A 14101-nucleotide genomic window follows, 5' to 3' on the forward strand; every position below is an offset into this window, starting at 1 on the left:
ACATTAGCCCGCGGCGCGGTACGCCTTCCCGGCCTCGGTCGGGCTGTCCCCGTCTTCGTAGAGCCCGAAGTCCACGCTGTCGCCGACCGCGGGGAGACCGAACCAGGCGTAGCGCTCGACGAACGACCGTTTCTCCAGGCCCGCGGTGGCGCCCTTGATGAACGTGACCTTCTGCGCGTCGGTCGGGTACTTCGGGGTGCCGGAGAAGTTCATCAGGCCGAACTCGGTGATCCAGATCGGCTTGTCGTACCGCTTGTGGACCGCGTCGACGTAGCCGAGGAACTGGTTGACCGAGGCGGCGCTGAAGTCCGAGCCGTACCAGTGCAGGGCGATCCCGTCGACCCGCAGGTTCTTCGCCTTCGCGCCGGTCATGAAACGGTCGAGCCAGCCACCGGCGGTGTCCCCGCCGTACGCCACGGCCGGGCTGATCAGGCGCATCCCGGTCGCCTGCAACTGCGGCCAGGCGGCGAGGGCCTCCGCCACGCTCAGGTTCGCCTGCCCGCCCATGTCCGGCTCGTTGAAGCCGAGCAGAACCTTGCCCTCGGACTTGGCCTCCTTGAGGGTGGCGCTGGTGACGTTCTGCTTGCCCCAGATCATCGGCACGAACTCGACGCCGGCCGGGCCGGGGATGTCGTTGTTCTGCGACGCCCAGTCGTAGTACCAGCCGGCGCCCACGTCTTTCAGGGCCGCCTTCGAGCCGGTGAACTTCCAGACCCCGACGCCCTTCTTGGCCGAGATCTCCGTGACCGGGACGACCGGCTTCGCGGACGACTTCTTCGGCGTGGGCGACGTGCCGGCGGGCGTCGGTGACGGCGGCAGCACCAGCGTCGACGGGGACGGCGCGGCGATCACCTGCGGGGCGGCCGGCGCCGGCTCGGTGTCGGCGGTCAGCGTGAGGGCCGCGGCCGCCCCGCCCCCGACCACGGTCACCGCCACCGCCGTGACCAGCACCTTCTGTGCGACGCCGACGCCCGCCTTGACGGCCAGTTTGCCGGCCACGGCCTTGCCGCTCACGACGGACGCGGAGCCCTTGGTCAGTCCGGCGGTGAGGACCGAGGAGGGCACGAGCAGGCCCATGCCGGCCAGCAGGCGCTCGGCGGCGACCAGGTCCTGCCAGGCCGGGGCACAGAGCCGGCACTCGCGGGTGTGCCGGGCGATGCGCTTGCGCCAGAGCGCGTTGGGCCGGTGGTCCCACGGCTCGATCACCACGGCCAGCTCGGGGCAGATCGGGTGGCGGTGCAGCGCCCGGACGACCGCGCGGGCCGTCTCCAACTGGGCCTTCATCCGCTGGATGCGGACCGCGGCGTGCTGCCGGTTCAGGCCGGTGCCGTCCACGATCTCGTCGCGGGTCAGCTCGCCGGAGGCCTCCAGCCACCAGAGCGAGAGCAGCTCCCGGTTCTCCTCGTCGAGCCAGCGGGTCGCCTCGGCGGTCTCCCGGCGCTGGCCGGAGAGTTCCAGGCGGGTGATCGCCAGGTCGGTGAAGTCGGCGCCCGGGTCGCGCAGGTCCGGGTCGAGCGGGGTGTCCGGCGCGGCGTTGCGCAGCCGGAACCGGTCGCGCACCTGGCGCACCGTGATCGCCACCAGCCAGGAGCGGAACGCCTCGGGTTCGCGCAGCTCACCGAGGTTGCGCAGGACACGGATCATCGTCTCCTGCACGACGTCGTCGACGTCCGCGTGCCCCTCCAGCGCCCGGCCCACGATGGTGTAGACGAGCGGGAGATAACCGGCCACGAGCCGGTCCACCGCGGCCGGGTCGCCGGCTCGCGCGGCCACCACCGTGGCGGTGTCGGGTTGGTTCGCCATCTTCTGCCCTTTCCTCCGGCGCCGGGCGCCAGGTAGGGAGACGGGCGCGAGGAACATGGATAACACGAATCCGCGATCGGGTGTCCCACCGCACGGTTAGCTCCCGAGCCGATCGGGCACAGAAAATGTCATGCGTATGTCGGTTCGGCTCAACCTTCCCCGCGAGGTGGACAGCGTTCCCGCCGTGCGCCGGCTGCTGCGATGCGCGCTGAGCACCCTCCAGGTGGACGGGCAGGCCGGCGCCGATCTGGAGATCGCCCTGACCGAGGCCTGCGCCAACGTGGTGAAGCACGCCACCGGCGCGGACGCGTTCGAGGTCCGTCTGGACGTCGGCGAGGACCGCTGCTCGATCGACGTCGTCGACGGCGGCCAGGGCTTCGAGCCCGGTGCCACCCCGGCGCCGGTGCCGGCCGCCAGCGAGCACGGGCGTGGGCTGTTCCTGATCCGGGCGCTGGCCGAGAACGTGCGCATGCAGTCGAGCCCGCGGACCGGTTCATTGATCCACTTCGAGAAGTCTTTCGCCTGACGGTCACACCGCCCCGCGGTCGTGGCGAACTACCCGTGGGACAATTATTTGCCGTATAACAAATATTGTTCCCGAGAGGAGTCCAGGTGTCCGACCGACCGGTCCCCGTCGGTGCGCTGCTGCGCGCCGCGGCGCCCGACCGTCTGCCGGAAGTGATCGCCGAGCATCTACGCCGGCACTTCGCGGTCGACCACGCCGAGGTGCTGGTGACCGACCTCACCCTGCGAAGACTCGTGCCGCTGACCGGCCCGCCCGAGCCGGACAGCGACCCCGGCGCCCTGCGCTGCCTCGCCAGCCAGCGACCGGGCACCGAGACCGACATCACCGGGCGCGCCCGCCTGCACCTGCCGATCGCCTGCTGGGGGGAGCGGCTCGGCGTGCTCCGGGTCGAGCTGCCCGCCCGCCCCGAGCCGGAACAGGCCGACGAACTGCACGTCATCGCCGACGAACTGGCGGTGGCCCTGCGCGCGGCCGACCGGATCACCGACCGCTACCGCCGGGCACAGTGCCTGGAACGGCCCACGATGGCCGCCGAACTGCAGTGGGATCTGCTGCCCGGGCGCTCGCTCGGCGACGAGCGGTTCCAGCTGGCCGGGTTGCTGGAGCCGGCGTACGACGTACGCGGCGACCACTTCGACTGGTCCCTGCTCGGCGACCGGCTCACGATCACCGTGCTCAACGGCGCGGGCGACGGCATGGAGTCGGCCCTGCTGACGGCGACCGCGGTGAACGCGATGCGCAACGCCCGGCGCTGCGGCTCCGACCTCGTCGAGCAGGCCGAACTCGCCTCGGACGCGCTGCACAGCCGATACGGCGGCAGCCTGCACGCGGCCACCCTGCTCCTGGAGGTCGATCTGATCAGCGGCTGGGTGGACGCCGTCGACGCCGGCTCCCCGCACTGCCTGGTCGGCCGGGCCGGTGCGATCGACCAGGTCCGCCTGGAGCAGCAGTTGCCGCTCGGCATGTTCGGCGAGGCGCGCTACGAGATCGAGCGTTTCCGGCTGGAACCGGGCGACCGGCTGCTCGTGGTCAGCGACGGCGTGCACGCCGCGGCACCCGGCGGTGGCACCACCTTCGGCGAGTCTGCGCTGCTCACAGCGTTGCGCCGGACTAGGTTGCAGCCCGCCGGGGAGGCGGTCGGTACGGTGATGCGAAGCTTGCGTGAGTTTCACAAGGGCCACGAGCCGGAGGACGACGCTGTCACGGTGTGCCTGGATTGGCGCCGCTGACAGGTTTGGTGCGGTCGACGGTGGGTAGTTCGAGGTTCTTTGTACACGGGATCCGTGACCTCGCGACGGGGAACACCATGGAGTACGCCAGCGATGTGGCCGCGGCTATCGAGTCGTCGGTGGAGTCGCTGGCCGCTGTCCTGGAGCGGGCCCGTCTCGCCCAGGCACCGGTCATTCCACCCGCCCAGTTGCGCGTCCTGACCATCGTCGCGGAGAACCGGCACACCAACATGAGCCGCCTCGCGGAGGCCCTCGACGTGGTGCCGTCGTCGGCCAGCCGGCTCTGCGACCGGCTGGAGGCGACCGGGCTGCTGCGCCGGGTCGTCGACCCGCGGGACCGGCGCGAGGTTCGGCTGCTGCTCACCCCCGCGTCCCGGCGGCTCCTGGCCGACCTGCGGGAACATCGGCGGGCCGCGCTGACCGAGGTGCTGGAGCGGATGCCGGTCAGTGCCCGGCAGGACCTGGTGCGGGCGTTGCGGGCCTTCGAGGCCGCCGCCGCCGATTCCGCCGCGGCCACCGCCGGGGACGATCTCCGCAGCGCCTGAGACCACCCCGGCGAACCAGCCGGAAGCGCGACCCGGCCGCCTTCCGGGCCGGCAGAGTGCGGGATCTAGGCTGGCCCGATGCGTTTCGGCATCGTGATTCTTCCTGATCAGCGCTGGTCCGAGTCGGCCAAGCGGTGGCGCCTGGCCGAGGAGTTCGGCTTCGACCACGCCTGGACCTACGACCACCTCGGCTGGCGTGACCTGATCGACGGCCCGTGGTTCGACGCGGTCCCGACGCTCACGGCGGCGGCCATGGTCACCGAAAAGATCAAACTCGGGACGTACGTCGCCACACCCAACTTCCGGCACCCGGTGCACTTCGCGCGGGAGGCGACCGCGCTGGACGACATCTCCGGCGGCCGGCTGCTGCTCGGGCTGGGTGCGGGCGGGATCGGGTTCGACTCGGCGGTGCTCGGCGGGACGGAACTGAGCCCGCGCACCCGCGTCGACCGGTTCGCCGAGTTCCTGGAACTGTTCGGCACGATCCTGACGCAGCCGTCGACCACGTGGTCCGGCTCGTTCTACTCGGCGGTCGACGCGCGCAGCATCCCGGGGCCGCTGCAACAACCCCGGCCGCCGTTCGTGATCGCCGCCAACGGGCCGCGCGCGCTGCGACTGGCCGCCCGGCACGGCGACGGCTGGGTCACCACCGGCCCGCAGGCCGAGACCGTCGAGGAATGGTGGCGCGTGGTCGCCGAGAGCCGGGACCGTTTCGAAGCCGCCCTCGCCGACGCGGGACGGGCCCCGGAAACGGTCGACCGATACCTCAATCTCGACTCGTCACCGGTGTTCTCGATGAGCAGTGTGGACGCGTTCCAGGAAGCAGCCGGGCGGGCGGCCGCCCTGGGATTCACCGACGTGATCACGCATTGGCCACGGCAGTCCAGTTGGTATGCGGGCGACGAGAAGGTACTGGAAGCGGTGGCCGTCGAGCTGCCGCGCCTGCGCGCGACTATTTGAAACCATCCAATTCGGACGGAAGCGCAATTTCGCCGGTAGGTTCTGTCCCGCGGATCACGCGGGACAGAACCTGAGGGTCAGCGGCCGTGGGCCGCCCGATAGGCGTTGCTGACCTCCTGCGGAATGCGGCCCCGCTCGGAGATTTTGTGCCCGTTGCCGATGGCCCACTCGCGGATCAGCCGGTTCTCGTCGCGGGAACCCGCGGTGCGAGCCGGAGCCGCGCCACGCCCCGGGATGCGGCCCGCGGACGTCCGGCCCAGACGCGTTCCCGCGTTGATGTACGGATCCAGCGCCTTGCGCAGCTTTCCGGCATTGGCCTCGGAAAGGTCGATCGTGTAGCTGACTCCGTCGAGGCTGAACTCGACGGTGCGATCCGCCTTCTTGCCGTCCAGATCGTCGATCAGGGTGGTGATTACCTGCCGCGCCATAACGACTCCCGAGAGAAATCAATTCGCCCGCGCACAGTCTGGCCCCCGAACGGCATGCCGCGCAACTCCCCGGCACGATCCGGCAATTCTTTTCGCTCCCCTTGCGCGGCGCCTTATCAGAATGTGCCGAGAGGATTAGCACAGAATCCTGAGAAAGCCCGGTTGGCCTCCGGACGGGCTCTCACGTTAGGGTCGGCGCCATGCAGGACGAGCACGCCGACTGGCTGGCGCACCACCGTCAGGCCGTCGCCGGGCGCGCCGCCGCACTGGAGGCCGGGCGCACCGCCGAGGCCCGCCACGCCGCGACCCTGCTCGAGGATTTCGTCCGCCGGGCCGGCGAGCGCGGGCTCGCCCCGCACGCGCTGACCGCGACCACCTACGACGGCCGGTGGACCTACAAGACCCGGGCCCGCGGGTGGTATCTGAAGTCCAACCGGTCCGTCGCCGTCGGCGAGGACGGGGAGTATTACGTGCTCACCGTCCCGGCCTCACTGCGCGCCCGGTTCACCGGGGCCGAGGTGTCGCCGAGCATGCCGCGCCTGATCGTGGGCGCCGGTGGCGGTGACGGCGAAACCGTGCCGCTGGAGCATCTGCTGGAACGCCGACTGGAAGCGGGAGCCCGCTGGCCGTGACGACACGCCGGATCGCCGCCGCCCTCACGGCGAGCTTGCTTGCCACGACACTGATCACCTTCCCCGGGAGCCCGGCCGCGGCCGCCGAGATCCCCTGCCCGCATCCGAAGATCGCCAAGCCGAGCGCCCCGCCGCGTCCGGTCCCGCCGGCCGACGACCCGACAGCCATGAAGGTCGGCGGCGACGACCTGGCGACCCACGGGCTGATCATTCCGGCGGGGGCGAAACAGCCACCGGCCGTCACCGCGACCACCTGGATCGTCGCCGACCTGGACACCGGCGCGGTGCTCGGATCCTGCGGGCCGCACGTCTACCAGACCCCGGCCAGCGTGCAGAAGACACTGCTGGCGGCGACCGCGATCGACAAACTCGACCCGGCGCAGAAGGTCAAGATCGTCCAGAGTGACCTGGACATCGAGGTGAACAGTTCAGCGGTCGGGATCGTGGTCGGCGGCACCTACCCGGTCGCCACGCTTTGGCTCGGCCTCCTGCTGAACTCCGGCAACGACGCGGCGAACGCGCTGGCCCGGATGGCCGGCGGGGGCGGCGCGGACGGGGTCGCCAAGACCGTCGCGGCGATGAACGCCAAGGCGGCGTCGCTCGGCGCCTACCAGACACATGCGGTCACGCCGTCCGGCCTCGACGGCAAAGGGCAATTCACCAGCGCGTACGACCTGGCACTGATCGCCCGGGTGGATTTCGCCAACGCGGACTTCCGGAAATACGTGCTCACCAGGTCCGCGCAGATGCCCGCCCAGCCGGCCCGCAAGGTCGGCGGCTTCCAGTTCCAGAACGAGAACAAGCTGATCTACAACTACCCGGGCGCGATGGGCGGGAAAACCGGGTTCACCACGGTCGCCCGGCACAGCTACGTGGGTGCGGCGCAGCGCAACGGGCGGCGGCTGGTCGTCACGCTGCTCGGCGCGGAAGCCCAGCCGATCCGTGGCTGGCAGCAGGGCGCGGCGCTGCTCGACTGGGGTTTCGCCCAGCCGGCCGGCTCGTCGGTCGGCCACCTGGTGACGCCCGACGAGGTCGCGGCGTCGGCGCAGGCCTCGAGCGCGACCCCGGAGAAGACGACCACCGGCAGCGGAGCCGGGGTGGCCGCGGAGCCGGCGAGCAAGTCCGGTGGCCTGTCCGTGCCGGCCGCGGCCACGGCGGCGGTGGTGCTCGCCGGGATCCCGCTGTTGCTGGTGCTCACCCAGCGCCGCCGGCGCCGCATCGCCCGCGAACAGAGCTCCTGACCCGCCGGCCCCGTCGCGGGCTGCGACGGGCGGGGCTTCGCCACAGGTGGGAGCTGTGGACGGGTTCGGTGCTCTGAGCGGAACCACCCACGGACGCCGCCCTTGCGGGCCTCGCGTCCTGGGCCGGCCACGGCCCTGCGAGGACCGGAAGGGTCCCCGCGGGAGCGACGGCCCGGACCCCGGCGGAGACCGGCAACAGTGAATTTGATCTAGGTTGTGATCAGCCCGAAGACCCAGACGACGGCTACGCCGAGGGCGGCGGCGAACTCGACCAGCAGGGACAGGCCGACGGCGGCAAGCGCGCGGCGGGTCGACGGCCAGGCCTGGTCGGTGCCGAGGCGCATCGCCTCCATCGCATAGATGCCGAGCAGGAAACCGAGCAGCAGGCCGATCACCGGGACGACGAAGAAGCCGACCAGACCGAGTACGCCACCGGCGAGCAGGCTCGGCAGGGGCACCCCGGAGTCCTTCAGCTTGCGGCCGGGCCAGAGGAACTTGACCACCGTCCCGAGCGCGGTGATCACCGTGGCGACCGCCAGGACCACCCATTTCGCGGCTCCCCCGGCGTCGGACAGCAGCGCCCAGAGCAGTACGCCGCTCCAGCTCAGCAGCAGCCCGGGGATGATCGGCAGGATCACCCCGAACACTCCGGCGACGATCAGCACCCCGGCGATGACGGTGACGGCGTTGCCGCTGTCGCTCAGATCCATGCGGCCCACCCTGCCGCAGACCCACGGAAAGTCTCAAGCCGGGGCGTGCGCCGCCGATCGACACGGGCGTCCCGGGGAACCAGTTCCACAGCAACCGGCACGCAACTGTGCGTGACCTTTTCCTGCACCTTCCGGGCTTCAAAGTTTCTTCCTGTCAGCCGGTGCCACCAGCCAGGGCGCCGACGAACAACCGGGGGAAACGAACATGACCAGCACCGTGACGACCGCTGCCGACCTCGCCGCCGACACCGCTTCCGCCACGCCGGTGCTCACCGCCCGCGAGCAGGAGGAGCTGATCCGCACGCACATGCCGCTGGTCGGCCACCTGGTGCGGGACATGCTCAGCCGGATCCCCAACCACATCCACCGCGACGACCTGACCAGTGCCGGTCTGCACGCGCTGGTCACCGCCGCCCGCGGCTGGGACGCCGACCGCGGCGTGCCGTTCCACCGCTTCGCCGGCACCCGGATCCGCGGCGCGCTGCTCGACGAGCTGCGCTCGCTGGACTGGGCGACCCGCTCGGTGCGGTCCAAGGCCCGCAACACCGAGACCACCCGCCAGAACCTGGCCACCAGCCTCGGCCGGACGCCGACGCCGGAGGAGCTGGCGCAGGCACTCGGCACCACCACGACCGAGCTGCACCAGACCGACACCGACGTGCAGCGCGCCACCGTCCTGTCGCTGCAGGGCTTCACCACCAGCAGCGCCGACGACCTGGTGACCGAGCGCACCCCGGGCCCGGAGGAGATGCTGCTGCGCCGGGAGCAGATCGGCTACCTGCACCACGCGATCGGCTCGCTGCCGGAGCGGCTGCAGACCGTGGTCACCGAGTACTTCCTGCAGGAGCGCCCGATGGCGGACATCGCCAAGGACCTCGGCGTGACCGAGTCGCGGGTGTCGCAGCTGCGCGCCGAAGCGCTGTCGCTGCTGCGCGACGGCTTGAACACGCACCTCGACCCGGAGATGGCGCCGGTCCCGGAGAACCCGGACAGCATCACGGCCCGTCGGCGCGCGTCGTACTACGCGAGCATCGCGAACAACACCACCATGCACAGCCGGCTGGCGATGACCAACAGCCACGGGCACACCGCGATCGGTCGCGGGACGCGTCCGGCGGTCGCTGCCTGACCGTACTGAGGGGCTCGGCTCGCGCCGGGCCCCTCGGTCTTTATTCGATGGCGTTCCATGGGGCGGACTGATTGATTCGTCAGCATGCCGGACGCACACTTTGCCCATCCTCGCCTTGCGCCGCTCTACGACGCCTTCGACAGCGACCGGGGCGACCTTCCGGCCTACGTGGCGATCGTCGACTCGTTGCGACCGGAACGGATCGTCGACGTCGGATGCGGGACCGGGACGTTGGCGACGGTGCTCGCCGGCCTCGGGTACCCGGTGCTCGGAGCTGACCCGGCGGAGGCGTCGCTCGCGGTGGCGCGGGCCAAGTCGTCCACGGTCCAGTGGTTGCACGCGGCCGCCGACGAGCTGCCCGCGCTCGACGCGGATCTGGCCCTGATGACCGGGAACGTGGCGCAGGTCTTCCTCTCCGACGAGGACTGGGCGGCGGCGCTGCGCGGGGTCCGGGGCGCGCTGCGGGCGGGCGGGCACTTCGTCTTCGAGGCGCGGCGGCCGGAGTTCCGCGGCTGGGAGGAATGGGCGGAGTACAACGCCGGGAGTCTCGACATCCCGGGCGTCGGCGTGGTGGATCGACGGTTTGCGCTCGGCGAGGTGCGGCTGCCGCTGGTCTCGTTCCGCTACGAGTTCGGCTTCGAGGACGGGACCGTGCTGACGTCCGACTCCACGCTGCGGTTCCGGTCCCGGGAGGAGATCGAGGACTCGTTGCGTGCGGCGAGATTTGACGTTCTCGAGGTCCGGGACGCGCCGGACCGGCCCGGCCGGGAGAACGTCTTCATCACGAAGGCGCGCCCCTGACCGGGACCGATCAGCCTCAGGCCAGAGCGGAGAGCACCGGCGGCAGCGGCGCGGTGTGCAGCACCCCGAGCCGCTGCGTGGCCCGGGTGACCGCCACGTAGAGGTCGGACAGGCCGCGCGGGCTCTCGGCGACGATCTCGTCCGGGCAGATCACCAGGACGGAGTCGAACTCCAGGCCCTTCGCCTGCCGGACGGTCATCAGGACGACCTGGTTGAGCAGGTCGGGCTGCTCCCCCACGGCCGCGCCGGGGACCGCCGCGACCAGGGCGGCACCGAGTTTCTCCTGCAGTTGCGCCGGGACCAGGACGCCGACACGGCCGGACTCGACGGCGGCGGCCTCCTTACGGACGTCCGCGATCAGCTCCTCGGCGAGCGTTTCGGCCGGCACGCGCCGCGCCCACGGGGTGACGCCGGCCGAGCGGACCGACCGCGGCGGCTTCAGCGACGGGCCGACCTGGGCGAGCACGTCCGCGGCGACGGCCATCACCTCGGCCGGGGTGCGGTAGTTGACGCTCAGCTCGACCAGCCGCCAGCGCTGCCCCACGTAGGGCTCGAAGACCTGCTCCCAGCTGGTCGAACCGGCCGGCTCGGAGGTCTGCGCGACGTCGCCGACCACGGTCATCGAGCGGCTCGGGCAGCGGCGCATCAGCAGCCGCCAGGCCATCGGTGACAGCTCCTGCGCCTCGTCGACGATCACATGACCGAACATCCAGGTGCGGTCGGTGGCGGCCCGCTCGGCCGCGGTCCGGGTGTCGATCACCTCGTGCCGCTCGACGAACGCGCTCGCGTCGACCACGTCGATCGCGGAGAGGATCTCCTCCTCCTGGTCCTCGAAGTCGAGCGACCGGGAACCCTCGACGATCTCCAGCACGCCCTCGGCGTAGTCGATCGCGGCCTCCCGTTCCCGGGCCGCCTCCCGCTTCTTCAGCGTGTCGTCCACGCCGAGCAGCTCGGCCAGCTCGTCCAGCAGCGGCACGTCGGCCGGCGTCCAGCGCGCCTCCCGGTCCCGCAGCAGCGACGGCGGAAGACCCGCCGACTCCAGCCGGTCAGCGTCGGTGAGCAGATCACGCAGCACCTGCCGCGGCGTGAGCACCGGCCAGAAATCAAACAGCATCTGCTGTACGTCGATGTCCTCCCGCAGCTCACGACGCGTCTCCGCGAGGTCGGCCTCGGAGAGCAGGTTCTCCCCGCCGAGCGGGTCGGCGCCGATGCGCTCGGCGATCTGCAGGGACAGCGCGTGGATCGCCTCGGTGACGAAGACCGCCCGGGCCACGTTGTGCGGCCGGCCGGACCGCCGGGCGACGGCGCGCGCGTCCTCGATCAGCGCGCGCTCCACCCGCAGCGGGTAGCCGTCGTGGTCGACCTCGGCGAACGCCGCCGGGACGGTCTGCCGGTCGGCGACCGCGTTCTCCAGGGCCGGGAGCATCAGGTCGACGTCACCCTTGATCAGGGCGACCTCGTCCGGCTCGTGGCCACGGGCGCGCACCCCCGGGAACATGTCGCCGAGCGTGGCCAGCAGGACGCCGGTCTCGGCCAGCGACGGGAGGACCTGGGAGATGTAGCGCAGGAACGTGAGGTTCGGCCCGAGGATCAGCACGCCGGACTTGGTGAGCTGCTGGCGGTAGGTGTAGAGCAGGTACGCCGCGCGGTGCAGCGCGACCGCGGTCTTGCCGGTGCCCGGCCCGCCCTGCACGACCAGCGCGCCGGCCAGACCGGAACGGATCACCTCGTCCTGCTCGGCCTGGATGGTCTCGACGATGTCGCGCATCCGGCCGGTCCGGTTCGCGGTCAGCGCCGAGAGCAGTGCGGCCTCACCGGTCACGTCCTCCCGGCCGGTGCCGTCGCCGGCCTCCAGGTCCAGCACCTCGTCGTCGACCCCGGTCAGGGTGCGGCCCCGGGTGCGCAGATGGCGCCGCCGGGTGACCCCCTCCGGGTTGACCGCGGTGGCGAGGTAGAACGGCCGGGCCGCCGGGGCGCGCCAGTCGACCAGAAGTGGATCCTGGTCACGGTCCTCGGCGAAGAGACCGATCCGGCCGATGTACTGATTCGATCCGGTCGCGTAGTCGAGCCGGCCGAAACAGAGGCCGTTCTCGACGGAATTCATCTGGGCGAGTTGCTCCGCGTAGTGGGCACGCGTGGCCTCGCGCTGGGTGCGGCCCTGCGGGGTGCCGCCGGCTTCCAGCAGGATCGCCTTGAGCCGGCTGTCGGCCTGCTCACGCAGCTGGTCGAGCCGCTGGTAGAGCGCGGTCAAGTACGCCTGCTCGGAATCGACGTCGGCGTTCGAGCTTGACAAAATCGCCCCTTTTCGTGCTATCATTCCGGCCGCTGGCAACCAATTCTGATTGGTTGCCTTTTCTGTTTACGGCAAACGACCAGAATAGCCCACGGCCAGCCGAGTTACGGGGTCGACGGGGACTGTCAGGAAGCCGTCAGGACACGCCGGAGCCGTTACGCGTGACCGCGTGCCGGGATTAACCAGGCCATGGACATCAACACCCCGTACCGACGTATCGCCGTCCTCGCCCTTGCCGCAGTCGCCACCCTCGGTGTCACCTCCGCCTGCTCCTCCGACGACGACGCCCCGGCCGGCAACGCCGCCGCGGCCGCCGGCGGTGGCCCCGAGCCGAAGACCATCGACGGCGCGAAGAACGCCGCGCAGACCGTTTTCGATCGATTCAGCGGGGGCGACTTCGCCGGCGCCTGGGACATGTACACCGCGGCCGGCAAGCAGTCGATCAGCAAGGACGACTACGTCAAGCTGAACCAGGCGTGCTCGCGCAAGGGGCTGGCGATCCAGCTGACCAGTGCCCGGATGGAGGGCACGGACAAGGCCATCGTGATCGCGAAGCAGCTCGTCGCGGCGCAGTCGTACACGATGGTCTACGAGAAGGACGCGTGGAAGCTGGAGCCGGCGGCCGAGGGACTGGCGCTCTACAAGATGGGGGCGGCCAAGGCGATCGCTGCCCAGAAGAAGGCCGGCACCTGCGCCAACAATCAGTAGCGCGCTCACGGCGTACCGAATGGCGGGTTCCGGGGCCGGGAAAAGTTTTTTGGGGCCCGCCGCGAATCGCGACGGGCCCCCGCATTCCTGCCAGGACTTCAGGCGGCCACCGGGATGCCGTCCGGGCCGGTGAGCGCGAGCCGGCTGCGCAACGTGCCGCGGCTCGCGATCCGGTCGTAGTACGCGGCCCGGCGCCGCGCGACGCAACCCTCCTTCGGCGGGTTCTCGGCGGCCATCGCCGGATCCAGGTGGATGTTCAGCCCGTCGCGCAGCAGCACCAGCGCCTCGGCCCGCAACTGCGACACCCGGGACTCGCTGACACCCAGCTCGGCGGCGATCTCGGCCATCGGGCGCTCCTGGAAGAAGTAGCCCTGGACGACCACGCGCAACCGCTCCGGCAACGCCTCCACCGCATGCCGCAGGTAGCCGACCCGCTCCCGGCGGATCAGCATCTCCTCCGGCCCCGCGCCCGGCTCGGTGACGATGTCGTCAGCCGTGGCCGTCGCGAAACCCTGCAGGCTGAACACCGTGGCCCGGTGCACGTCGTCCTCGGCGTGCTCGATGTCCTCGACCGTGCAGCCGAGCCGCTCCGCGACCTCCTGCACGGTCGGGGTCCGGCCGAGCTCGGCGGTCAGCTCCTCGCGGGCCGCGTCGGTCCGCCGGGCCCGCTGGCGCACCGAGCGGCTCGCCCAGTCGAGCCCACGCAACTCGTCCAGCAGCGCGCCGCGCACCCGGGCGGCGGCGAACCGCGGGAAGGGCACACCCCGCTCCGCGTCGAAACCGCGGGCGGCCGCGACCAGAGCGGCATAGCCGGCGGACAGCAGATCGTCGCGGTTCACGTGGGCGGGGACCCGGGCCAGCATCTCGCGGACCAGGTGCCCGACGAGCGGCATGTTCGCTCGCACGATGTCCTCGCGACGCCGATCGACGGCAGGCGCCTCACCGTTCATCAGGGGTCTCCTCAGTACCGGCCGGAGTGGGGGCGTCCGGCGCTGAGGAAAAAGATCTGCGAGGCTGAGTGCTACGTGGTTCCCTAACGGGTGCAGCGTGGTTGCCATGGGTGACCGGTAGGATGATCAGCACCTGACCTACGGAG

Annotated in this window: 14 protein-coding genes; 9 read left to right on the top strand and 5 right to left on the bottom strand. The window is 71.2% G+C overall.

Going from position 1 to position 14101, the window contains the following annotated elements:
* Positions 1–3 precede the first annotated feature (3 nt).
* A complete protein-coding gene (locus ACH442_RS33700; protein ID WP_396342100.1) occupies positions 4–1803 on the bottom strand; it encodes a sigma-70 family RNA polymerase sigma factor in 1800 nt (599 codons plus the stop codon).
* A gap of 130 nt (positions 1804–1933) precedes the next feature.
* On the opposite strand from ACH442_RS33700, the gene ACH442_RS33705 reads away from it, so the two are divergent.
* From ACH442_RS33705 to ACH442_RS33720, 4 genes are all read left to right on the top strand, one after another.
* Positions 1934–2329, top strand: a complete 396-nt coding sequence (locus ACH442_RS33705) for an ATP-binding protein (protein ID WP_396342101.1) — start codon at positions 1934–1936, stop codon at positions 2327–2329.
* Between the two features lie 86 nt (positions 2330–2415).
* Positions 2416–3558: a PP2C family protein-serine/threonine phosphatase gene (locus ACH442_RS33710; RefSeq protein ID WP_396342102.1), complete on the top strand. Its 1143-nt coding sequence runs from the start codon at positions 2416–2418 to the stop codon at positions 3556–3558.
* Positions 3559–3635: 77 nt separating this feature from the next.
* The gene (locus ACH442_RS33715) at positions 3636–4103 is read left to right on the top strand and encodes a MarR family transcriptional regulator (RefSeq protein ID WP_396342103.1); all 468 of its coding nucleotides are present in this window, start codon (positions 3636–3638) and stop codon (positions 4101–4103) included.
* A gap of 78 nt (positions 4104–4181) precedes the next feature.
* A complete protein-coding gene (locus tag ACH442_RS33720) occupies positions 4182–5063 on the top strand; it encodes an LLM class flavin-dependent oxidoreductase (RefSeq protein ID WP_396342104.1) in 882 nt (293 codons plus the stop codon).
* 77 nt (positions 5064–5140) lie between these two features.
* Here ACH442_RS33720 and ACH442_RS33725 read toward each other — a convergent pair whose 3' ends face one another.
* Positions 5141–5491 carry an Lsr2 family protein gene (locus tag ACH442_RS33725; protein ID WP_396342105.1) on the bottom strand — a complete coding sequence of 117 codons (351 nt, stop codon included), beginning with the start codon at positions 5489–5491 and terminating at the stop codon, positions 5141–5143.
* A 200-nt stretch (positions 5492–5691) separates the two neighbouring features.
* Here ACH442_RS33725 and ACH442_RS33730 point away from each other — a divergent pair, with 200 nt between their 5' ends.
* Together ACH442_RS33730 and ACH442_RS33735 are read left to right on the top strand one after the other, a co-directional pair.
* Positions 5692–6123 (top strand): hypothetical protein, encoded by a 432-nt coding sequence (locus ACH442_RS33730; RefSeq protein WP_396342106.1) that lies wholly within the window; start codon positions 5692–5694, stop codon positions 6121–6123.
* On the top strand, positions 6120–7364 hold the full coding sequence (locus ACH442_RS33735; protein WP_396342107.1) for a D-alanyl-D-alanine carboxypeptidase family protein: 1245 nt from the start codon (positions 6120–6122) through the stop codon (positions 7362–7364). Before ACH442_RS33730 ends, ACH442_RS33735 begins: the two co-directional genes overlap by 4 nt.
* A 209-nt stretch (positions 7365–7573) precedes the next feature.
* Here the strand turns inward: ACH442_RS33735 and ACH442_RS33740 are convergent, their stop codons facing one another.
* Complete coding sequence (locus ACH442_RS33740) at positions 7574–8074, bottom strand: DUF456 domain-containing protein (RefSeq protein ID WP_396342108.1); 501 nt, start codon at positions 8072–8074, stop codon at positions 7574–7576.
* Between the two features lie 205 nt (positions 8075–8279).
* Here ACH442_RS33740 and ACH442_RS33745 point away from each other — a divergent pair, with 205 nt between their 5' ends.
* A complete protein-coding gene (locus ACH442_RS33745) occupies positions 8280–9203 on the top strand; it encodes a sigma-70 family RNA polymerase sigma factor (RefSeq protein ID WP_396342109.1) in 924 nt (307 codons plus the stop codon).
* 84 nt (positions 9204–9287) lie between these two features.
* On the top strand, positions 9288–10004 hold the full coding sequence (locus ACH442_RS33750; RefSeq protein WP_396342110.1) for a class I SAM-dependent DNA methyltransferase: 717 nt from the start codon (positions 9288–9290) through the stop codon (positions 10002–10004).
* A 16-nt stretch (positions 10005–10020) separates the two neighbouring features.
* Here the strand turns inward: ACH442_RS33750 and ACH442_RS33755 are convergent, their stop codons facing one another.
* Positions 10021–12321, bottom strand: coding sequence for a HelD family protein (locus ACH442_RS33755; protein WP_396342111.1), 2301 nt, complete (start codon positions 12319–12321; stop codon positions 10021–10023).
* A 165-nt stretch (positions 12322–12486) separates the two neighbouring features.
* Here ACH442_RS33755 and ACH442_RS33760 point away from each other — a divergent pair, with 165 nt between their 5' ends.
* Positions 12487–13005, top strand: coding sequence for a hypothetical protein (locus ACH442_RS33760; protein ID WP_396342112.1), 519 nt, complete (start codon positions 12487–12489; stop codon positions 13003–13005).
* Between the two features lie 98 nt (positions 13006–13103).
* Here the strand turns inward: ACH442_RS33760 and ACH442_RS33765 are convergent, their stop codons facing one another.
* The gene (locus tag ACH442_RS33765) at positions 13104–13955 is read right to left on the bottom strand and encodes a sigma-70 family RNA polymerase sigma factor (RefSeq protein WP_396342113.1); all 852 of its coding nucleotides are present in this window, start codon (positions 13953–13955) and stop codon (positions 13104–13106) included.
* Positions 13956–14101 lie beyond the last annotated feature (146 nt).

The organism is Actinoplanes sp. NPDC020271 (genome assembly GCF_044388125.1).
Taxonomy (GTDB): domain Bacteria; phylum Actinomycetota; class Actinomycetes; order Mycobacteriales; family Micromonosporaceae; genus Actinoplanes.

Bases quoted from the DNA above. Each gene is read 5' to 3' on its own strand.
- ACH442_RS33700 (WP_396342100.1), bottom strand. From the start codon at position 1,803: ATGGCGAACCAACCCGACACCGCCACGGTGGTGGCCGCGCGAGCCGGC.
- ACH442_RS33705 (WP_396342101.1), top strand. From the start codon at position 1,934: ATGCGTATGTCGGTTCGGCTCAACCTTCCCCGCGAGGTGGACAGCGTT.
- ACH442_RS33715 (WP_396342103.1), top strand. From the start codon at position 3,636: ATGGAGTACGCCAGCGATGTGGCCGCGGCTATCGAGTCGTCGGTGGAG.
- ACH442_RS33720 (WP_396342104.1), top strand. From the start codon at position 4,182: ATGCGTTTCGGCATCGTGATTCTTCCTGATCAGCGCTGGTCCGAGTCG.
- ACH442_RS33725 (WP_396342105.1), bottom strand. From the start codon at position 5,491: ATGGCGCGGCAGGTAATCACCACCCTGATCGACGATCTGGACGGCAAG.
- ACH442_RS33730 (WP_396342106.1), top strand. From the start codon at position 5,692: ATGCAGGACGAGCACGCCGACTGGCTGGCGCACCACCGTCAGGCCGTC.
- ACH442_RS33740 (WP_396342108.1), bottom strand. From the start codon at position 8,074: ATGGATCTGAGCGACAGCGGCAACGCCGTCACCGTCATCGCCGGGGTG.
- ACH442_RS33745 (WP_396342109.1), top strand. From the start codon at position 8,280: ATGACCAGCACCGTGACGACCGCTGCCGACCTCGCCGCCGACACCGCT.
- ACH442_RS33750 (WP_396342110.1), top strand. From the start codon at position 9,288: ATGCCGGACGCACACTTTGCCCATCCTCGCCTTGCGCCGCTCTACGAC.
- ACH442_RS33755 (WP_396342111.1), bottom strand. From the start codon at position 12,321: ATGATAGCACGAAAAGGGGCGATTTTGTCAAGCTCGAACGCCGACGTC.
- ACH442_RS33760 (WP_396342112.1), top strand. From the start codon at position 12,487: ATGGACATCAACACCCCGTACCGACGTATCGCCGTCCTCGCCCTTGCC.
- ACH442_RS33765 (WP_396342113.1), bottom strand. From the start codon at position 13,955: ATGAACGGTGAGGCGCCTGCCGTCGATCGGCGTCGCGAGGACATCGTG.